General features: G+C 69.6%; 18 protein-coding genes. 13 read left to right on the forward strand and 5 right to left on the reverse strand.

The window, feature by feature from the left end:
• Positions 1-15: 15 nt before the first annotated feature.
• Positions 16-2094 (forward strand): serine/threonine protein kinase, encoded by a 2079-nt coding sequence (locus tag RISW2_RS03235; protein WP_043766579.1) that lies wholly within the window; start codon positions 16-18, stop codon positions 2092-2094.
• 147 nt (positions 2095-2241) lie between these two features.
• Here RISW2_RS03235 and RISW2_RS03240 read toward each other — a convergent pair whose 3' ends face one another.
• Positions 2242-3300, reverse strand: coding sequence for a ParB/RepB/Spo0J family partition protein (locus RISW2_RS03240; RefSeq protein WP_043766581.1), 1059 nt, complete (start codon positions 3298-3300; stop codon positions 2242-2244).
• On the reverse strand, positions 3297-4607 hold the full coding sequence (locus RISW2_RS03245) for an AAA family ATPase (RefSeq protein WP_156943773.1): 1311 nt from the start codon (positions 4605-4607) through the stop codon (positions 3297-3299). The genes RISW2_RS03240 and RISW2_RS03245 overlap by 4 nt, the downstream gene beginning before the upstream one ends.
• A 371-nt stretch (positions 4608-4978) precedes the next feature.
• Here RISW2_RS03245 and RISW2_RS03250 point away from each other — a divergent pair, with 371 nt between their 5' ends.
• From RISW2_RS03250 to RISW2_RS03275, 6 genes are all read left to right on the forward strand, one after another.
• Complete coding sequence (locus RISW2_RS03250; protein WP_043766583.1) at positions 4979-5674, forward strand: hypothetical protein; 696 nt, start codon at positions 4979-4981, stop codon at positions 5672-5674.
• A gap of 78 nt (positions 5675-5752) precedes the next feature.
• Entirely contained in the window at positions 5753-6901 is a 1149-nt protein-coding gene (locus RISW2_RS03255; protein WP_043766587.1) for a helix-turn-helix domain-containing protein, read from the forward strand.
• A gap of 74 nt (positions 6902-6975) precedes the next feature.
• Positions 6976-7764: a cyclase family protein gene (locus RISW2_RS03260; protein WP_043766590.1), complete on the forward strand. Its 789-nt coding sequence runs from the start codon at positions 6976-6978 to the stop codon at positions 7762-7764.
• A gap of 40 nt (positions 7765-7804) precedes the next feature.
• Entirely contained in the window at positions 7805-8302 is a 498-nt protein-coding gene (locus RISW2_RS03265; RefSeq protein WP_051491766.1) for a MarR family winged helix-turn-helix transcriptional regulator, read from the forward strand.
• 99 nt (positions 8303-8401) lie between these two features.
• The gene (locus tag RISW2_RS03270; RefSeq protein WP_043766594.1) at positions 8402-10546 is read left to right on the forward strand and encodes a thiamine pyrophosphate-dependent enzyme; all 2145 of its coding nucleotides are present in this window, start codon (positions 8402-8404) and stop codon (positions 10544-10546) included.
• Positions 10543-12117, forward strand: coding sequence for an indolepyruvate oxidoreductase subunit beta family protein (locus RISW2_RS03275; protein WP_043766597.1), 1575 nt, complete (start codon positions 10543-10545; stop codon positions 12115-12117). Before RISW2_RS03270 ends, RISW2_RS03275 begins: the two co-directional genes overlap by 4 nt.
• A gap of 4 nt (positions 12118-12121) precedes the next feature.
• On the opposite strand, the gene RISW2_RS03280 is transcribed toward RISW2_RS03275, so the two are convergent.
• The 3 genes from RISW2_RS03280 to RISW2_RS03290 are packed head-to-tail and all read right to left on the reverse strand — an operon-like array spanning position 12122 to position 14798.
• Complete coding sequence (locus tag RISW2_RS03280; RefSeq protein WP_043766599.1) at positions 12122-12766, reverse strand: class I SAM-dependent methyltransferase; 645 nt, start codon at positions 12764-12766, stop codon at positions 12122-12124.
• On the reverse strand, positions 12763-13992 hold the full coding sequence (locus tag RISW2_RS03285; protein ID WP_043766602.1) for a BtaA family protein: 1230 nt from the start codon (positions 13990-13992) through the stop codon (positions 12763-12765). The genes RISW2_RS03280 and RISW2_RS03285 overlap by 4 nt, the downstream gene beginning before the upstream one ends.
• Positions 13989-14798 carry a UDP-2,3-diacylglucosamine diphosphatase gene (locus RISW2_RS03290; protein ID WP_084615232.1) on the reverse strand — a complete coding sequence of 270 codons (810 nt, stop codon included), beginning with the start codon at positions 14796-14798 and terminating at the stop codon, positions 13989-13991. The genes RISW2_RS03285 and RISW2_RS03290 overlap by 4 nt, the downstream gene beginning before the upstream one ends.
• 276 nt (positions 14799-15074) lie before the next feature.
• On the opposite strand from RISW2_RS03290, the gene RISW2_RS03295 reads away from it, so the two are divergent.
• From RISW2_RS03295 to RISW2_RS03320, 6 genes are read left to right on the forward strand one after another with little or no spacing between them, the layout of a single operon-like run.
• Positions 15075-16154, forward strand: a complete 1080-nt coding sequence (locus tag RISW2_RS03295) for an NAD/NADP-dependent octopine/nopaline dehydrogenase family protein (protein WP_043766608.1) — start codon at positions 15075-15077, stop codon at positions 16152-16154.
• Positions 16151-17182, forward strand: a complete 1032-nt coding sequence (locus RISW2_RS03300; protein ID WP_051491768.1) for a 3-hydroxybutyryl-CoA dehydrogenase — start codon at positions 16151-16153, stop codon at positions 17180-17182. The genes RISW2_RS03295 and RISW2_RS03300 overlap by 4 nt, the downstream gene beginning before the upstream one ends.
• A complete protein-coding gene (gene dctP, locus RISW2_RS03305; RefSeq protein WP_043766611.1) occupies positions 17179-18159 on the forward strand; it encodes a TRAP transporter substrate-binding protein DctP in 981 nt (326 codons plus the stop codon). The genes RISW2_RS03300 and dctP overlap by 4 nt, the downstream gene beginning before the upstream one ends.
• A 52-nt stretch (positions 18160-18211) precedes the next feature.
• Positions 18212-18706 carry a TRAP transporter small permease gene (locus tag RISW2_RS03310; protein ID WP_043766614.1) on the forward strand — a complete coding sequence of 165 codons (495 nt, stop codon included), beginning with the start codon at positions 18212-18214 and terminating at the stop codon, positions 18704-18706.
• A gap of 13 nt (positions 18707-18719) precedes the next feature.
• Positions 18720-20033 (forward strand): TRAP transporter large permease, encoded by a 1314-nt coding sequence (locus tag RISW2_RS03315; protein ID WP_341872002.1) that lies wholly within the window; start codon positions 18720-18722, stop codon positions 20031-20033.
• Positions 20034-20047: 14 nt separating this feature from the next.
• The gene (locus RISW2_RS03320) at positions 20048-20836 is read left to right on the forward strand and encodes an aspartate/glutamate racemase family protein (RefSeq protein ID WP_043766617.1); all 789 of its coding nucleotides are present in this window, start codon (positions 20048-20050) and stop codon (positions 20834-20836) included.
• The last annotated feature ends 17 nt before the right edge of the window (positions 20837-20853 follow it).

Consider the following 20853-nt stretch of genomic DNA (forward strand, 5'->3'; position numbering starts at 1 on the left):
CCCGACGAGGATCATTTGACCGCGCCCCCCCTGCCCTCCGACATTTTCAGGACCGGCCAGGTCCTCAACAACACCTACGAGATCCTCGGCGTGCTCGGGCGTGGCGGCACCGGCGAGGTCTACCTCGCGCGGAACCAGGTCACGGAACGCGACCTCGCCATCAAGGCCCTGAACGCGCAATTCTCCGGAAATGCCGACTATGTCGAGCTGATGAAGCGAGAAGAACAGATGCGGAACATCGTGCACGACGCGGTGGTGCGCTACGCGGAATGCTCGCGCTCCGGCGACGGTCACGTGATCCTCGTGATGGACTATGTCGACGGGCCGTCGCTCAACGACCTCATGTTCGACCGCGGGCTTTCGGACCGCGACCTCCTGATCGTGGCGCACCGGGTGCTCGAGGGGCTCGTGGCCACGCATGCGCAGGGGATCGTGCACCGTGACCTCTCGCCCGACAACATCATCCTGCGCGGCGGCCAGCCGGACCGGGCGACGATCATCGACTTCGGCATCGCCAAGGACACCGCGGCGGGGGCTCGCACCATCGTCGGCAACCAGTTCGCCGGGAAATACGAGTACGCCGCGCCGGAACAGCTGGACGGTCACGCCGATGCCCGGTCGGACCTCTACGCGCTCGGTGCGTCGCTCCTCGCCGCGCGGCGGCGCGCGGTGCCCGAGATGGAGAGCCACCCGACGGCGGTCGTGCGGCGCAAGGCGCAGCCGCTCGACACGTCGGGGATCGAGCCCCCGCTGAAGGACCTGATCGACCTGCTGTCGGCGGTCGATCCCGCGCGCCGGCCGGACAGCGCCGCGGCGGCCCTTGAGCGGCTCGACGCCTGGCTGAAGCCGTTCGCGGCCCGGGACGCGACGCCCGGCACGAAGCGCGGCCGGACGCTCGCGCTGGCCTCGGTGGCGGTCGTCGCCATCGGGGGCGCGGCGCTCTGGGGGACGGGCACGCTCGATGCCCTTTTCGTGCCGCCCCTGCCGGTGGCCGATCCCTATACCCTGACCGCGTCCGCCGGTGAAGGCGCGGCGTTTGCGGGCCACGCGCCCACGGCGGAGGACGCGACCCTTTTGCGCGACACATACGAACGGGCGAGCGGGGTCGCCCCGCCGGACGATGCGCTGGTCCTTGCCGCCGGCCTGCCCTTCGACGGATGGACCGGCGAGGTCGCGGCGCTCATGGGCGCGCTCGACCCGCTCGAAGAGTGGGTCATCGCGGTCAGCGGCGACGCGGCGGAGGTCGCAGGGCTTGCGCCTGACGGCGCCACGCGGGACGCGGTGCGCGCGGCGCTGTCCGCCACGCCCGGCTCGCTGCGCCTGGCGACGTCGCTTCGGGCCGGTCCGCGCCTCCTCGATCCATCGATCCTGGGCCCGGTGCTGGACGACCATGCCGATTGCGGGCCGCTGCAGGTCGGCAGCGACGCGGAGGCCCCCTACCCTCTCGACGCGACGCTGCGCATCACCGGCGACGTCGCGGACGGGGCCACCGACGCGGCCCTGCGCGAGGCGATCCTGCCGCGCATCGGCGACCGCACTCTCAGCCTCGAGACCCGGACGCTGAATCCCGAACTGTGCGCGATCCGCGCCGTGATGCCGACCGTGCCCGCGGGCCCGGTATCCATCTGGCTGGGTCGCGGCGACAGCGACGAGACGGTGCTGACCGGCGTCTACCGCACGGGCGAGAACCCGGTCGCCGAGGTGCAGCTGCCCGAGACGCTGACCGGCGCGTGGCTCTGGGTCATGGTGGTCGACAATACCGGCAAGGTGTTTCACATCCTGCCCAACATCAATCGCGAGGAAACGGCGATCGACCGGCTCGGGTCCGTGCGGAACGGCGTGCGCACCATCCCCGTGCTCTGGCCGATCTCGTCGCTCGGGGAAGATCCGACGCGGCTGGCCGTCGAGGTCACCGAGGGCGATTACGGCAAGTCCGAGATCGTTGCCATCGTGTCGACCGAACAGCTGTTCGACATGCGCCGGCCGCGCGACGAGAGTGTGAGTTCGGTCGCAGAGGCGCTGGCCGAGGCGCTGCAGGGCCGCGAGGACGTTGTGCTGGGCGTCGCGTCCAGGATCATCGATGCCCGACCGTGATTTCGGCGCCAATTTCTTTCTGAATCAACCATTTGCGTCGACGGGAATCGAAAAAGGGCGGCGCCGGCGCGCCGCCCTTCGACCTTCCCCCACTCCGGGGTAACCCACGGGTTACCGGAGCGACCCACCGGGCGGGTAACCCGTGGGTTACGCCCCCTTCAGCACCGCCTCGAAGGCCTCGATGGCCTTCTGCAGCCGCGCCCGGTCGACCGACGAGAAGTCCGTGTCGGACAGGATCCGGCATTCGCCCTTGCGCGCGGTAACCTTGGACCGACCGACGTGGAACTCGTACTTCACGCTCTTGGTGCGCACCGGACGCGCGGCCGTCGCGGCGGGCCGATCCGCCGTCGCCACGAACTGGCGCAGCGCCTCGGCCTGATCGTCCGGGCCCTCGACCGAGGCAAGCCTGGCGCGCAGCGTCTCGACCTTGTCTGGGCGGGCCTGCAACGCGCGGGCGGCATCGACACCGAGGTTCCGCGACAGCGCCTTGGGGAACCGCAGGTCGTCACCGAGCGCTTGCAGGAGGTACACGAAACTCCGGATATAGGAGCGTTTCATCTTGTGCAGCGAGGCGTAGAGCCGGCCCACCGCCGCGTCCGCGCCCTGCCCCTCGAACGCCGGGTCGTCGGCCGCGCGGATCGCAACCTGCGCCATCTCGGCAAAGGTCAGGTCCTCGCGGATCACGTTCTCCTCGACCATGTCGATGTAGAGGTCGATGCGGCTGCCGGCTTCCTCGTTGACCCGCGCCACGACCGCGGCAAAGCGGTCCTCGCCGGTTTCCTCGTGCAGCTGCCGCAGCGCGGTCAGGCGGCGCCAGCCCTTCTTCAGCTGGTAGGTGTCGGGACCCGAGCGGAAGACCTCGATCGGCTCCTTCTGTCCGCGGGCGCGGATCGAGGCCTTGAGCTCTTCCATCTCGTCCGAGGCCGCGACGCTGTCGAGATCGAGCCGGTCGCGGGGCAGGTCGTCCATGCGGATCTGCCCGAGCGGCAGCGTGGTCAGCACCCGACCCTCGCCCTGCGCCGCGCGCCACGCCTTGGCGTCGGCCGCGTTCTGGCGGCGCTGCTCGACCAGCGACTCGGTGCTTTCGGCCATGCTCGAGGCGGCCTCGCGCACCGCCGCGCCCATGGGCCCCACCTCGCGGCGTCGCTTGCGCGACGGCTCGGGCGTCTCGACCGGATCGAAACCGAACTTGTTCCTGCTGCTCATGCCTCAACCTCGATCTTTGCGGTCCGCGCTTCCCATGCTCGCAGCATGACCTCCCGGAACTCGGTGTAGGCGTTGTCGAAGCTCTGCCGCGCGCGCTTCCACGTCTCGCGTGTCATCTGCCGGTAATCCTGCTCGTAGACCGACATCTGGAACCGGCCGGACTGTTCGACCGCGCGCGTCATCTCGATGGCGTTGTTGCAGACATCCGCACCGAACACGTTGCGGAACGCCTCCATCATCGCGACGTGCAAAGGGTTCGACGTCTCGAAGCGCGTCATCAGGAGACGCACGTCATCGAATCGCTTTGGCAGCCGGATGCCCGCATCCTCGGCAACCTTGGCGAAGCCCGTCGAGATGTCCTCGAGCGCGTCGCCGAGCTGGCCGAGGAAACTCGTGGTGGAATCGTATTCCCAGTAGCCCGGGCCCGACGGGATGTAGAGGATGTCCGCCGCGAAGGCCGCGTTCAGGGACTGGTAGCCGATGGCCGGCGGGCAGTCGAAGATGATCACGTCGTACTGGTCGTCCGGAAGCTCGTCGAGATAGCGCGCCACGCAGCCGAAGAAGCTCCACGCCTTGTGCAGCGCGCGGTACTGGGCCGAGGCGAATTCGACGAAGGCGGCATTGGCGCAGGACGGAATGATGTCGATCGTGGGCCACGCCGTCTTCTGGATGAAGTCCTGCACGCGCTGCGCCCCGATCGATTGCACGTCTTCGGGCAGTTCCTCGGACGTGGGGTAGGGGCAGTCGGCGGGGTCATCATAGGCTTCGGCGATGCGGTCCGCCTCGCGGCAGAGATCGCGGCACATGATACCCCAGACCGTGTGCCACTCCTTCACCTCCACGAGGCCCATGGAATGGGTCATCGTCGCCTGCGGGTCGAAATCGACCACCAGCACACGGTAGCCGTCGAGCGCCGCGGCATTGGCCAGGTGCTGTGCGACCACCGTCTTGCCGACGCCGCCCTTGAAGTTCGACACTGCCACCCGCATCGCCCGGCCGGCGGGACGCTTGGGCAGCAGCGATCGCCCGCGGAACCGCAGCCTGCGGCGCAGCTCGTTGATCTCGGCGAGGCTGAACCACCGCTGGCGGCCATCCTCCTCGACGGTGCCCTGGGGCAGGGACGGGTCGTCCGACAGCTTCTTGCGCAGCGTGTCCGCCGGGACGTCGAACATGAACTGGCTGATTTCCCAGATCGAGAAGGTGCGGAGCGTCTTTTCCTCCGCCGGAGAGAACGTCGCCCTCCGCACCGCCGCCTGCTGCGCAAGGCTGCGTTCGTTCATGGATTGAAGATCGGAATGATCGCGCATGTGCCTGCTCTTGTTTTATGCCACTGGCCCCTCAATAACGCGAACTCGCCAAATCTCAAATCGCCAATGTTCGGATTTTCCGTTTTTCCTGTCATCTTGGCGAAGAACGGGACATGGCAGCGGCGCCGCGGCGAGTTGGGGTGACACACACGGACCGTCAGGAAACTTTAGGGTGTCAGAGGGGGCATGATAGGGGGACGCCAGAGGGTCACCCATTACCAATCTTACCAGGATTCTTGATCCGATCAGGATTTTCGCCCTGATCCCGTATTTATCAAATCGTTGACAAACGACGGGATTACGCGACACTGGAACAAGTTCGCGGAATCGGCCGTCAGAGCCGGACCGCAGAGGCGAAACGAGCGACGATCATGGACCCCAAGCGGATGACCGGCCCTCAGGCCGGGGTGATGAAATATGACCTGCTCACGGCGATGGCGGTTGCCGGGCTGAGCGGGTCGCCGGGATTTCAAACCTCGATGATGCGATTGATCGCATTGGTGACCGCGCGCTACAACTGGCGCAACGACGAGCTGACGGTCGGCCAGCGCGAGATGGCGCGCATGTGGTCCGTCGACGAACGCACCGTGAAGCGCGAGGTCAAGCGCCTGACCGCGGCGCGCATCCTGCTGCAGCTGCGGCCCGGCGTCCGGGGCAGGGTGGCCGCCTACCGCCTGAACCAGATGGAGATCCAGCGCCTGAGCGCACCTCTCTGGGACAGGGTCGGTCCCGATTTCTCGGCCCGGATGGAGGCGCAGGCGCCGATGGAGACCCCGCCGGATGCCAAGGTGGTGCGGCTCGATTTCGGCGCGAAGAGCGGCGGCACGGAGGAGGGCGGGGCGACGCCCTGGGACCGCACGCGCGACCGGCTGGCGCTGTCCGATCCGGCCCTTTTCCGCAACTGGTACGCGGGCCTCGTCTTTCACGCGCTCGAGGGACCGGTCCTGCACCTGCGGGCGCCGTCGGGATTCGTTGCGCAATACGTCAAGACGCATCACCTGCGGCCGCTTCTCGATGCGGTGCGGATCGACATGCCGGGGGTGCACCGGGTCGAGATCGGGGGCTAGTCATCCCGCACCGGGGTAACGGAAAATGTAGCGAAGTTTGTTTCCGCAACGCCGGGCAAACCGAACAGGGACGGGCGGATGTCGCAAAACCAACCTGGACTGCTCGACACGCTTCTCGGCCTCGAGGTGGCGGCGGGCCGCATCGAGGGCGCGTTCGCCGCGGATCCGGATCTGGGCCGTCTCTGGCGCATGCAGGCGGCGTTGAGCGAGGCGTGCCGGTCGGTGGGGCTCGAGGACATCCATCTCTCGGAGGGCGACCTGGCACTCCGCGCCTTCGAGACGCCGCTGACGGCCTTCGAACCCGCCCGCGGCGGGTGGCACGCGGAGCGGCTCTTGCGGGTCATCGTGGCGCCGGGCGACATCGCCGCGGAGCCGGGCGCGACGATCGCCCGCTGTCTGCGGGCGGGCCTCGTGGACGACGGCGAGGCCGCGGGTACGCCCGAGGACCTCGACATCCTGGCGCGCGACGTGGCGGTCGCCGTCGCCGCTGCCGCCACGCCGTGCCTCGCGGGCATCCGTGCCGCGGCCCTCGTGCGTGCCGCCACCGGCGGGACGCAGCCCTCGGCGGAACGGCTGGTCTTTCTCGCCGCCGATCACGCGCTGCGGCGGGGCAGGGCAGGGGGGCGCGGCCCGTCGCCCGGCGAGGGGGCCGAGGGCATCCTACCGGCGCTGTCCGCCGACTGGGTGCTCCTGCCGTCCATGGCGCTGTCGGCGCAGGGGTTCCGCGCCTGGTCGCCCCTGTCGCCCACGGGCATCGCCGATCTCCTCTCGGGGCTGCGGATCGAGACCGGGCGCACGCTCGGCGACCTGCCGGTTCTCCGCCGGTGGCGCGACCGGGCGCAGGGCGCCTGCTCCGGGCGGCACGGCAAATCGCGGCTGTCCGATCTCGTGGCGCTCTGTCTGCGCCGTCCGATTCTCACCGGCCGCGGCATCGCCGACGCGCTGGCCGTGACCGACCGGACCGCGCGCAACCTCACGGCAGAGGCGGTGGAGGCCGGCATCCTCGCGCAGCTGACCCCGCGCCGGACGTATCGCGCCTGGGCGCCGGTGCCGCTGGCCGACCGGTTGCGCCGCCGCAGCCAGCCGGTCGCGCGGTCGGTCACGGTGTCCCGCGCCGGCCCCACGAGAGACGCGCTGTCGGTCGATGCCGCGCTGGCCGATCTCGATGCCGCGCTCGCGCAGGCCGACCGCGTGCTCGCCCGCTACGGAACGCGGGACGGCACCTGACCGTGCGGAGATATTTCCATCTGCATGTTTTTTCGTCTACCGTTCCCCGAAACGGTGCGAAGCGGGAGGATGCCATGTCGACCAATGACACGTTGAACGAGCTGGGCGCAAAGCTTCTGGCGGGCGAGATCCGGGTCGTGGACCTGTCGAGCCCGCTCGGGCCGGACACGCCCATCCTGCAGCTTCCGCCGGATTTCGCGAAGAACACGCCGAGGGTCGAGATCCACAAGATCAGCGAATACGATTCGGACGGCCCGTTCTTTGCCTGGAACTGGATGGTCCTCGGCGAGCATTCGGGCACGCATTTCGACGCGCCGCATCACTGGATCACCGGCAAGGACTACGCCGACGGCTACACTGATTCGCTCGACCTGCAGCGCGTCGTGGCCCCGGTGAACGTCATCGACTGCTCGAAGGAGGTCGCGGAGAACGCGGATTTCCTCCTGACGCCCGACCACGTGACGGCATGGGAGGCCGAGCATGGCGAGATCGGCGCCGGCGAATGGGTGGTGCTCCGGTCCGACTGGGACAAGCGCGCCCATGACGAGGCGCTGTTCCTGAACGCCGACGAGACCGGCCCGCACTCGCCGGGGCCGACGCCCGAATGCGTCGAATACCTCCTGTCGAAGAAGATCGTCGGCTGGGGATCGCAGTGCATCGGCACCGATGCGGGACAGGCCGGCGCGATGGATCCGCCGTTCCCGGCGCACAACTTCCTGCACCGCGACAACTGCTTCGGCCTCGCCTCGCTCGCCAACCTCGACCAGCTGCCGCCGAAGGGCGCGGTGCTGATCGCGGCCCCGCTCAAGATCCGCCGCGGCACCGGCAGCCCGATCCGCGCCATGGCGCTGGTTCCGCGCTGATCGCGTGGCCCCGGCCCTTTCCCGCAAAGGCGCGCTGACGATGGCAGAAGACCGGGCACCGGACATGGGTACCGACCTTCCGAAACCCGAGCGCACGCTGGGCGAGATCGGGCTCTGGCAGTTCGCGCCCTACCTGATGAACCGCATCATGGGGCGCTACAACGCGAACCTGCAGGGCGAGCTCAGGACCGCCAACCTGACCACCGCCAAGATGCGCACGCTTGCCGTCCTCGCGGTGGTGCCGGGGCTGACCATCAACGAGCTGTCGGTCTATGCGGTGACCGAACAATCGACCATGTCGCGCACGCTCGAGGCGCTGGAAAAGGCCGGCCTCGTGCGGCGCGAGGCGCGGGCGAGCGACGCCCGCGTGCGCGAGATCTACCTCACCGACGCGGGGCGCGCGGAGTTCGACCGCGTCTGGCCGCTGATGCATGCACGCTACGAAGAGATGTTCCACGGCATCGACGAGGCCGAGCGTGCGGCCTTCGTGGCGATCCTGCAGCGCATCCTCAAGAACATCCGGCGTCACGAGATCTGACCGGGCTCTGCCGCCCGTTCGGATGCGGGGGCACATTCACGCTTCTCAAGATATATGCAAATGGATATAGTTTGACGAAAGGGCCACAGGAGGGATCCCATGGCGGAACGGTCGTTCAAGAAAGAGGTCGAGCACCTGCGCATCGGTGCGGGCGAGACCTTTCGCGGCGAGGGCATCCTCGCCATCACCAAGGCGCTGCTCGAGAACGGGGTGGGCTACGTGGGCGGATACCAGGGGGCCCCGATCAGCCACCTGATGGACGTGCTCGCCGATGCCGAGGACCTGATGGCCGAACTCGGCATCCGGTTCGAGGCGAACGCCTCAGAGGCTGCCGCGGCCGCGATGCTCGCGGCGAGCGTGCATTACCCGATCCGCGGCGCGGTGACGTTCAAGTCGACCGTGGGCACGAATGTCGCGTCCGACGCGCTGGCCAACCTCGCCTCGGGCGGGGTGAAGGGCGGCGCGCTGATCATCGTCGGCGAGGATTACGGCGAGGGATCGTCGATCATGCAGGAGCGGTCGCATGCCTTCGCGACCAAGTCGCAGATCTGGCTTCTCGACCCGCGGCCGAACCTGCCCTCGATCACCGACGCGGTGCGCCATGGCTTCGAGCTGAGCGAGGCGTCGAACACGCCCGTCATGTTGATGGTCCGAATCCGCTGCTGCCATGTGCACGGCTCGTTCGAGGCGCGCGACAACGTCCCGCCGAAACTCACGGTCCGTGATGCCCTGAAGAACCCCCAGCGCGACACGGGCCGCATCGTGCTGCCGCCCGCCTCGTTCCTCCACGAGAAGGAGAAGGTCGAGAAGCGGTGGCCCGCCGCCGTCGACTACATCCGCAAGCACCGGCTCAACGAGCATTTCGGGCCGAAGGAGTCGCGGGTGGGAATCGTCCTGCAGGGGGGGATGTACAACGGCGTGATCCGCGCGCTGCAGCGCCTCGGCCTTGCCGACGTGTACGGCGACTCGGCCGTGCCGCTCTACGTGCTGAACGTCACCCACCCGCTGCTCGACGACGAGGTGCTGGATTTCTGCGCGGGCAAGGACGCGGTGCTCGTGGTCGAGGAGGGTCAGCCCGAATATCTCGAGCAGGCGCTGCGCGCGATCCTGCACAAGGCCGGGGCCACGGCAAAGCTTGCCGGCAAGGACGTGCTGCCGATGGCCGGGGAATATACCGGCCGCGTCATGCTCGAGGGGCTCGAGGCGTTCATGGCCGCGCACGCGCCGGACATCCTGCCCGACCGCGGGCGCGCGCCCAACACGCCCGCGCCGGTGCCCGACCTCACCAAGGTGGTGCCGGGCCGGCCGCCCGGTTTCTGCACCGGCTGCCCCGAGCGCCCGATCTTCGCGGCGATGAAGCTCGTGGAGGAGGAGATGGGCCCGCACCAGATTTCGGCCGACATCGGCTGCCACCTCTTCTCGATCATGCCGCCCTTCGAGATCGGCGGCACCACCATGGGCTACGGGCTCGGCCCGGCCTCGAACGCGGCCTTCGACGGCGGCGGCGAGCGGCGGCCGATCTCGATCCTGGGCGACGGCGGGTTCTGGCACAACGGGCTCACCTCGTCGATCGGCAACGCGGTGTTCAACAAGTCCGACGGCGTGACCATCGTGGTCGACAACTACTATTCCGCGGCGACCGGCGGACAGGACATCCTGTCCTCGCGCGCCACGAACCGCACCAAGGCGACGAAGCATCCGATCGCCGAGGCGGTGAAGGGCGTGGGCGTCACGTGGGTCCGCCAGATCGACCGCACCTACGACGTGGGAAAGATGCGCGAGACGCTGAGGGACGCGCTGACCACCGATCACGAGGGACCCAAGGTCATCGTGGCCTCGTCGGAATGCATGCTGAACCGCCAGCGGCGGGAGAAGCCCCTCCTTGCCAAGGCGGTGCAGGAAGGCCGGCGCGTGGAACGGCCGAAATTCGGCGTCGACGAGGAGGTCTGCACCGGCGATCACGCCTGCATGCGCCTGTCGGGCTGTCCGTCGCTGACGCTGAAGATGCCCGACGACCCGCTGCGCGACGATCCGGTCGCCCATATCGACCAGACCTGCGTGGGCTGCGGCAATTGCGGCGAGGTCGCGGACGCCGCCGTGCTCTGCCCCTCGTTCTACCGGGCCGATCTCGTGCACAATCCCGGGCGGTTCGAGAAATGGTGGGCACGCTGGCAGACGCGGGCCATCGACTGGCTGATCGCGCGGCGCGCGTCGCGGCGGCTCGCGCGGGAGGTGGTGCGATGACCGAGGTGCTTCCGGTACAGTCTGCCGCGCGCGACCCGCGCCTCGACGACCTCGTCAAGCTCGCGGTCATGGCCGTGGGCGGGCAGGGGGGCGGCGTCCTCACGAACTGGATCATCGACCTGGCCGAACGCAACGGCTACGCGGCGCAGGCGACGAGCGTCGCGGGCGTCGCGCAGCGGACGGGCGCGACGATCTACTACGTCGAGATGCTGCCCGAGGCCGCGCGCCAGCCGGTCTTCGCTCTTTCCCCGGCAGAGGGCGACGTCGACATCCTGATCGCGGCAGAGATGATGGAAGCCGGGCGCGCCATCATGCGCGGCTTCGTGACGCCCGACCGCACCACGCTCATCGCCTCGACCCACCGCGCGCTCGCGGTGAGCGAGAAGGTCGTGCCGGGCACCGGGCTCGCCGATGCCGAGGCGGTGCAACGGGCCGCCGAGGAGGCGGCGCGGGCCGTCGTGGCCTTTGACATGGAGGCAATCGCGCAAGGGGCGGGCAGCGTCATCTCGGCCTCGCTCTTCGGTGCGCTCGCCGGATCGGGCACGCTGCCCTTCCCGGTGGAAAGCTACCGCGAGACCATCCGCGCCTCGGGCCGCGGCGTCGAGAAGAGCCTCGCCGCCTTCGAGGCGGCGCGCGAGGCGGCCGCGTCCCGGCACCGGGACCCCGCGCCCGACCCGGAACCGGTGGCGGAAGAGGCGGAGTTCGTCGGCCCCGCGCCGCTCCTTCGGGACTGGGAGGCGCTCGGCCGACGGATCGCGGCGCTGCCCGATCCGGTCCGGCCGCTGGCGCGCGCCGGGCTCGCGCGGGTCGTCGACTACCAGGACGTGGCCTATGGCGCGGAATACCTCGACCGGCTCGAGGCGCTCCTGGCCGAGGACCGGGCGCAAGACGGAGCGGCGCGGGGCTTCGACTTCACCGCCACCGCGGCCAAGTACCTCGCGACCGCGATGGCTTACGACGACATCCTGCGGGTGGCGGACCTCAAGACCCGCGCGGGCCGGCGCGAACGTGTTGCGGCCGAGATGCGCGCGGGCACGGGCACCCTCGTGCAGGTCACCGAGTACGTGCATCCCGGCGCCGCCGAGGTGGTGAGCGCCCTGCCCGTGCGGCTCGGCGCCTATGTCGAGGCGCGGCCGGGTCTCATGCGCATGCTCGACCGCGTGGTGAACCGGGGCCGGCGGATGCGCACCGACCGGCTGAGCGGGTTCCTTCCGCTCTACGTGGCGGCGGGTCTGCGGCGCCGGCGGCGCACGCTCCTGCGGCACGGGCGCGAGATGGCGCATGTCGACGGATGGCTCGACGCCGCGCGGGCGCGGCTGCCCCTGGACTACGCCCACGCGGTCGAGACGCTGAAGATCCGAAGGCTCGTGAAGGGCTATTCCGACACCCATGCCCGCGGCCTCGCCAAGTTCGACCGGGTCATGTCCGGCGCGGCGCTGGTCGAGGGGCGCGCGGATGCCGCCGACTGGACCGCGCGGCTGATCACCGCCGCACTGAAGGATCCGAAGGGCGAGGCGCTCGACGGCGCGCTGCGCACCATCCGCTCCTTCACCACCGCTGGAGAAGCGTGAGGCCTCAGGCCGGCCGTTTCAGGACGGCCGCCTGCGCGTAGCCGCGGTAGAGCGTCACGTGGTCGACGGCGCAGCCGGTCTCGACGCCGATGCGCGCGACCGCCGCGCCGAGGTCGAGCCGCGGCGTCACGTGGAAGCGCGACAGCCACGCCCGGTGCGCGCGCCTGAACGGTGCGGGATATCCGCCGAGATCGTGGAAATCGACGACGTGCAGCGCGCCGCCCGGGGCGAGGTGGCGCACGCCCTCGCGCAGCGTGCCCGCCCAGTCGGGGATCATCGACACCGCGTAGGAGATGAGGATGCGATCGAAGCCGTCGCGCCCGAAAAGCGCCTGCGCATCGAATTGCGTCGCGTCGCCCGCGGCCAGCATGGCGCGCGACCCGAGCCGCGCGCGCGCCGAGCGCAGCATCTCCTGCGAGATGTCGAGCCCGTAGAGCCGGCAGCCCGGAACGAGCGCGTCGATGCGGGCGAGGTTCCGCCCCGTGCCGCAGGCGATCTCGAGCACCGAGCCCCCCGGCGGCGGGTCCATCGCGCGAATCGCGTGGTCGCGCCCGAACAGGAAGAACCGCCGCGTCAGGTCGTAGATGTGACGCTGCCGGCGGTAGGTCCGGTCCATGAGCGCGGCATGACTGTCGGCCACGGAACTCATCCCTCGAACCGGTAGAGATGCACGCCGCCGTAGATGGCCGAGCGGTCCTCGGCCAGCGCGAGGGCGGATGCCCGGCCATCGTAGCGCCAGCGCCCGAGGATCTCCGGCGGCACGCGGCCCGGCAGGATGTCGGGCGTCCCGCCGGTGCGGAATAGGACGCGCGCTCCGGGCCGCGCGGTGCGGGACAGTTCCCGCCAGAGATCCGCAAGCTGCCCGTCGCTCATCCAGTCCTGCGCGTCGAGGAGCGTCGCGCAATCGACCGATGCCGCGGGCCGCGCGGCCAGCAGGTCGGTCAGGCTGCGGTTCTGAACGTCGACATGCGCCGCGCCCGCGCGCACCGCGTCGAAGGCCCGCGGGTCGAGATAGGGCGGGACGGCGCGCCCCGACCGTCCGCGGTAGCGCCGGTGGCAGGCCTGCTGCAGGAAGTAGTTCTCGGCCGCGGGGAAATCGCAGGCGAGCTTCCGGGTGCGCTCGCGCAGCACCGCGACGATGTCGCCGTCGGCATCGGCCGCCAGCTTGCGCTGTTGCGCGGGCGGGATGCCGAGACCGAACAGCATGACCGGCCTCCGGGCCAGCCAGCGGATCGCCCGGTTGTCGTAGATCGGCGCGATGCGGGAATCGAAGAACCCCTTCTGGTCGCCGAGGGTCGGCGCATCGGCGAGCTCCCGCAAATCGGCGCCGCAGAATCGCGCCACCGCACCGAGGATGCCGAGGAACCGTCCGAGCGCCCCGTGGCGGTAGAGGCCGCGGGCGACCATCTCGATCCGCCGCGTCCCGGTCAGGCCGCGGTCCTCCCAGAACGCGCGGGTCGCGGTGTCGAGATGCGGTGCCAGGTGGATGTCGTAGGCCGCCACGCTGGAGGCGCGGTCGGCATGGCCGAACATGGCGAAGAACGTGTCGTGGTCGGGCAGGTGACGCGCTGCCGCGAGTTTCAGCCGCAGGAGCGCCACGTGTGCGGGCGACAGGTCGGCGGCGGCGATCTCGCCCGGCCGGCGGGTCAGGTAGGACATGACGTTGCAGCCGCCCGAGGCGATGCAGACCAGCGCCTCGCCCTCGGCGATCCCGAGCGCGCGCATGTCGGCCTCGGGGTCTTCCCAGATCTGGGCGTAGACGAGCCCTGTGAAGAGACGCGCGAAGATCCGTTCCTGGACTCCGGTGGGGCTCAGCGGCCGGCCCTCGTGGACGGCGGCGCCGAGCTGCGCGCGGACGGCGGACATATCGCTCATGCGACGCGGCTCCCGCGGCGGGCGCGACCGATGCGCGCGACCTTGCGGTCGGCCTCGAGCGCGGCGCGCGCACGGATCTCCTCGGCCCAGTCGATGAGCTGGAGCCGTCCGTCGGGATGCTCCACCACCGCGGTGCAGCTTTCCACCCAGTCGCCGGTGTTGACGTAGTCGAGATCGCCGATCCGGCGCATGGCGGCCGCGTGGATGTGGCCGCAGACCACCCCGTCATAGCCGCCGCGCCGGGCCTCGGCGGTCAGCACCTTCTCGTACTCGCTGATGAAGTTGACCGCCTGCTTGACCTGCTGCTTGGCCCAGTTCGACAGCGACCAGTACTGTCCGCCCCAGAGCCGGCGCAGCCGGTTCAGCCGCGTGTTGCACCAGAGCGCCGCGTCGTAGGCGCGGTCGCCCAGATGGGCGAGCCAGCGCGCGTTCACCACGATCGAATCGAACTGGTCGCCATGCGTCACGAGAAGCCGCCGGCCGTCCGCGGTCACGTGGCAGGTCTCGTGCCGGACCTCGATGCCCCCGAAGTGGGTGCCGGGATAGTGGCGGAGCGCCTCGTCGTGGTTGCCGGGAATGTAGATCACCTTGCAGCCGGCGCGCGCCTTGGCGAGCACCGCCTCGATCACGTCGTTCTGCGGGCCCTTCCAGAACCATCCGCGCCCGAGCTTCCAGCCGTCGATGATGTCACCGACGAGGTAGAGCCGGTCACTTTCGTGCCGGGTCAGGAAGTCGAGCAGCATCTCGGCCTGGCAGCCGCGCGTGCCGAGGTGCACGTCGGAGAGGAAGATCGTCCGCACTTTCATCTGATCACCGCCGGTTGTCCCCATTTTCCGGACCGCATAGGCGGCGGGTGCGACAGGCGGGTAACGCTGGTGCGACAACGCGGTGACGTGTCCCCGAGGTCACCCGCCGCTGCCCGTTCCGGCGCCGGACGCCCCGGCGGCGTCCCGCCTTTCCTTCAAGCCTAAAACAAAATTCTTGCAATTGCAGGCAAGCTCTGTAGCCATGTCAGCAATAGCAAACGTGAAGATGGCCAATACGCATGCAAATGCATGTGATGAGGCCACGCAGGGGGCGAGATGGTCAGGATTGCGGTTCTCGGCGGGGGCAACGGTTCCTACGCGGCGGTGGCCGATGCGGTCGAAGCGGGACATGACGTGCGCTGGTGGCGCCGCGACCGGGCGAGCTTTGCCCCGCTCGGCGATCCGGCGACGCTGCGCGTCACCGACCACGAGGGCAGCCGGGACCTGCCGGTCTCCGTCACGGGCAATCTCGGCCGCGCGCTCGACGGCGTGCAGGTCATCCTCGCGCCGATGCCGGCCTTCGGTCAGTCCGACCTCGCAGAGGCGCTCGCACCGCACCTGGCCGACGGGCAGGTCGTCTATCTCTCGCCCGGCTCCTTCGGCGCCTGGATCATGATGGAGCGCGTGCGCGCCGCCGGTTGCACCGCCGACGTCGCCTTCTGCGAGACCGGCACGCTGCCCTGGCTCTGCCGCAAGAAGGGCGAGGCGGAGGTCCGCATCACCACGCGCGCCTCGCGCCTGCCGACCGGCGCCTATCCCGCGCGGCTGACCGACCACGCGCTCGATCTCCTGGGCCAGGTGTTCCCCGGCGCCATCGAGCGGTGCGAGGACGCGCTGTCGGCCGCGCTGATGAACGCGGGCCCGATCATCCATCCGCCGCTCATCCTGATGAACGCGGGCCCGATCCAGCATTTCGACCGCTGGGACATCCACAACGAGGGCACGCAGCCGGCGATCCGCGCGGTGCACGACGCGCTCGACGCGGAACGCATGGCGATCCGCGAGGCGCTCGGCTACGGCGCGCCGCATTTCCCGCTCGCCGACCATTACACCACGTCGAACTGGATGTACGGCAACCTCGCCCACGACAAGCTGGTGGATTCGGGCGACTGGCACGAACATCTCGACCTCAAGACGCACCGCTACATGACCGAGGACATCGCCGTGGGCCTGGCGCTGCTCGTGTCCGTGGGCGACTGGGCGGGCGTGCCGACGCCGGTCGCCTCGGGGCTTCTCGCCCTCGCGGGGGCCGTGACGGGCCGCGACCTGCGGAAGGAGGGCCGGACCTTCGAGGCGCTCGGCCTCGCGGAGCGCAGCCGCGAAGACCTGCAGGCCACGCTGAGGGACGGCGCATGATCCCCGCCGCCGCCTGCATCGGGGCGGGCCGCATGGGGCGCGGCATCGCTCAGGCACTGGCCTATGGCGGCGGACGGATCGCGCTGCTCGATTCCCGGCCGCGCGGGGCGGACGCCTTCGCGGCCTACCGCGACGACGTCCTGGCCGAGGTGCAGGCCGGTCTCGAGATGGTCGCGCGCCTCGGAGGGTTCGACGCCGATGCGGTCCCCGCGCTCATGGCGCGGGTGTCGGTGCATCCCTTGTCCGACGCGGCCCGCGCGCTCGGGGGGGCCGAGATCGTCTACGAGGCCGTGCCCGAGATCCGCGCGGCCAAGGCCGAGGCGTTCGGGCTCTTCGATGCCCATGCGGACGCCGACGCCATTCTCGCCTCGACCACGTCCACCATGCTGTCGACGGACCTCGCCGCGCTGACGAGCAGGCCCGAGCGGTTCCTGAACGCGCACTGGCTGAACCCCGCGCTTCTCGTCCCGCTGGTCGAGGTCAGCCCCTGCGACGAGACGCTGCCCGACGTGACCGACAGGCTCTGCGCGGTGCTCGAGGCGATGGGCAAGGTGCCGGTCCTCTGCAAGGCCTCGCCCGGATACATCGTGCCGCGCATCCAGGCGCTCGCCATGAACGAGGCGGCGCGCCTCGTGGAGGAGGGCGTCGCCACCCCCGAGGACGTGGACCGCGCGGTGAAATACGGCTTCGGGCTGCGCTTCTCCGTTCTGGGGCTGCTCGAATTCATCGATTGGGGCGGGGGCGACATCCTCTATCATGCATCGCGGTACATGGCCGACGCGACGGGCGAGGACCGCTTCGCCCCGCCCGCCATCGTCGCGCGTCACATGGAGGAGGGCGCCATCGGCATGAAGAGCGGGCGCGGCTTCTTCGATTACGCAGGGCGCGATGTCGACGCGTACCGCACCGACCGCATGGGCGCCTTCCTGAACGCGCTCAGACAGGCGGGACTGTTCAGGCAACCGGCCCTCGAGGATCCCGCGACGACCGGGACGGGCCAAACAGCAACGGGGAGTTCGCAACCATGAAGACCATCCGGACCATCGCGGGCGCGGCGCTCGCGGTGACGCTCGCCCTTCCGGCCTCCGCGCAGGAGGTGATCCGCGCGGTCACCGCCTTCCCGAGCCAGCTCGCGTTCAGCCAGTCCTTCCTCGGTTTCGTTGATCTCGTGAACGAGCGCGGCGAGGGCGTGGTGCGCATCGACTACATCGGCGGGCCCGAGGCCATCCCGCAGAACCAGCAGCTCGATGCCGCGGCGCGCGGCGTCGTCGACATGCATTACGGCCCCGCCTCGTTCCACCTCGGGACCATGCCCGAGGCGGATGCCTGGGTCGGCTCGACTGTGACCTCGATGGAAGCGCGCGAGAACGGCGGTTTCGCCATCATGCAGGAAGCCTTCGCCGACCGGCTGGGCGTGGAGCTTCTCGCGCATATCGACAGCGGCATCCAGTTCCACATCTACACGGTGGACGAGCCCGGGCGCGCCGAGGACGGCACGCTCGCGCTCGACGGCGCGCGGCTGCGCAGCCAGCCGATCTACAAGTCGTTCTTCGAGACCCTGGGCGCCGTGCCGATCTCGGTTCCCGTTCCGGACGTCTATACCGGGCTCGAGCGCAACACCTTCGACGGCGCGGGCTGGCCGATCGTCGCGATCCAGGACCTGAGCTGGGACAAGTTCCTGAAGTACCGGGTCGATCCCGGCTTCTTCCAGACCGACCTCGCCGTCGTGATGAACCCCGCCAAATGGGAGGGCCTCAGCGCCGAAGCGCAGGAGATCCTGACGCAGGCGGCCGCTGACTACGAGCAGATCTCCTACGACAATTTCCAGAAGGTGATCGCCGACACCGACGCCAAGGTTCAGGACGAGGGCATGACCGTCATCACGCTCGAGGGCGCGGCGCGCGAGGCCTTCCTCGACGCGGCCTATGACAGCGCCTGGTCGCGCATGGAAGCGGCGGGCACCGACCGCTACGACGCCCTGCGCGACGCCTACTACGACCGGTGACCGACCACGCCTGGCGCCCGGCGACGGGCGTCGGGCCGACCAGGGGAGACTCATGCTGACACGCATCTACGACGGTGTGATCCACGGTTTGGCGGCGCTTGCGGCGCTGACCTTCGCGCTCATGGTGGTGGGCATCGTCGTCGACGTGGGCTTGCGCAATTTCGGCATGCGGCCTGTCCAGGCCACCAGCGCGCTGATCGAATACGGGCTGCTCTTCGCCACCATGGCGGGAGCGCCCTGGCTGATCCGCGACCGCGGCCACGTGGCCATCCGGGCGCTGATGGGCCTTCTGCCCGCGGGCCTGTCGCGCATCATCGACCGCGCGGCCCTTGTTCTCTGCGTCGCGATCCTCGCGCTTCTCGGCTGGCGTGCGGCGGTGGTCGCGTGGGAGGCGGTCGAGGCCGGCGCGGTCGACATCCGGTCGATCGGCCTGCCGGGCTGGATCCTGCCCGCCATGATCTGCGCGGGCTTCGTGCTGATGGCGACCGAATTCCTGAGACTATTCCTGAGGGGCGAGACCTACGACGCCTCCAACGCACAGCATTGAGGGGCGGTCCGCGATGATGTCCTGGACCCTTGCCACGGCGCTGATGATCGGGGGCGTGCTGGCGCTCATGGGCCTCGGCCTGCCGGTGGCGCTCGCCTTTCTCGGCATCAACATCGTGGGCGCGTGGCTCTTTCTGGGCGGCATGCCCGGGATCGACCAGCTGATCGCGAACGCCACCGACAGCGTGACATCGTTCAGCCTCGTGCCCGTCCCGCTCTTTGTCCTGATGGGGGAGCTGCTGTTCCAGTCGGGGCTCGCGATCCGCGTCTTCGACGCGCTCGACAAGTGCCTTGGACGCGCGCGGGGGCGGCTGAGCTACATGACCGTGGCGGGCGGCACGCTCTTCGCGACGCTGTCGGGGTCGTCCATGGCCAATACCGCGATGCTCGGCACCACGCTCATGCCCGAGATGCAGAAACGCGGCTACAAGAACGCGCTCGTCATGGGGCCGATCCTCGCGACCGGCAGCCTTGCAATGATCATCCCGCCCTCGTCGCTGGCGGTTCTGCTGGGCTCGCTGGCCCGGATCGACGTCGGCGCGCTGCTGATCGCGGGGGTCCTGCCGGGGCTCGTGCTGGCGGTGCTCTTCGCCATCACGATCCGCACGCTGATCGCGCTCGATCCCGAGGCGGCCCCCGCCTACGACGCCGAACGCGCGTCGCTTGCCGAGATCGCGGCGGCGCTCCTGCGCGACGTGCTGCCCATGGGGCTCGTGATCTTCGCGGTGATCGGCCTGATCCTCCTGGGTTGGGCCACGCCCACCGAAAGCGCCGCCTTCGGCGTCGTCGCGGTGCTGATCCTCGCCGTCGCGTACCGGCGGCTCGATCGCGCGGTGCTGGTGCGCTCGCTGCGCGGCACGCTCGCGGTGTCGGCCATGATGCTGACGATCATCGTCGCCTCGACCACCTTCGCGCAGATCCTCGCCTTCTCGGGCGCCTCGCGCGGGGTCGTCACCTGGGCCACAAGCTTCGAGGTGTCGGGCTACGTCATGCTCGTGTTCATCTTCCTCGTCCTGCTCGTGATGGGGATGTTCATGGACCAGCTGTCCATCATGATGCTGTCGCTGCCGATCTTCATGCCGCTGGTGATCCATTTCGGCTTCGACACCGTGTGGTTCGGCGTCTTCATGCTGGTCGCTCTCGAGCTCAGTCTGGTGACGCCACCGTTCGGGCTCCTGCTCTTCGTCATGCTGGGCGTGGCGCCGCGGGGCACGACGCTCTGGGACGTGACCAAGGCCGTGTTTCCCTACATCCTCTGCACGCTGATCCTGCTGGTCCTGCTCGTGCTGTTCCCGCCGCTCGCCACCTGGCTGCCGTCCGTCGGCTAGAGAAAGGACCGATCATGCGCATCTGGTACCAGAGCTACGTGGACCGCGAGAACGGCGGCCGCTACTGGACGGAGCTCCAGGCGCATCTGGACGCGATCGCCCGCGACGGCACCGAGATCGTGGTGCACGGGATCACGCCGCACGACAGCTACGCCCACCCGCTGGTGGAGTTCCGGTGTGCGCGCGAGATGATCTGCAACGCGATCCAGGCCGAGCGCGAGGGCTACGACGCCTTCGTCATCGGGCACTTCCAGGATGCCGGTCTCTACGAGGCGCGCGCGGCGGTGGACATCCCCGTCATCGCCCTTGGCGAGGCGTCGATGCTGCATGCCTGCACGCTCGGCCAGCGCACGGGCATCGTGACCATCAACCGCCGGTACATCCCGTGGTTTCACCACCAGATCACGCGCTACGGGCTCGGCCAGCGGATCACCGGCGTGCACGCGATGCAGTTCGAGCCGGGCCAGATCCTTGGCGCCTTCGGATCGGACGCGCGCCGCGACGAGGTGTCCGACCTGTTCCGCGCGCAGGCGTTGCCGCTGATCGAGGCGGGAACCGACGTGCTGATCCCCGGGGGCGGGATCCCGATGCTGCTGTTCGCCCAGATCCACGGCCACCGGATCGAGGGGCTGCCGGTGCTGAACGGCATCCCGGTCGCGGTCAAGATGGCCGAGATGGCGGTGGAGCTCAAACGCGATTTCGGCCTGTCGGTCAGCCGCGTGTCGGATTTCGTCATGCCGCCGCGCGACGTGCTGGACGAGTTTATGACCCATCCCGCGCGGCATCCGGCGGCGGATCTCTAGCTACCGCGGGGGGCGGG

This window comes from Roseivivax isoporae LMG 25204 (genome assembly GCF_000521865.1).
Taxonomy (GTDB): domain Bacteria; phylum Pseudomonadota; class Alphaproteobacteria; order Rhodobacterales; family Rhodobacteraceae; genus Roseivivax; species Roseivivax isoporae.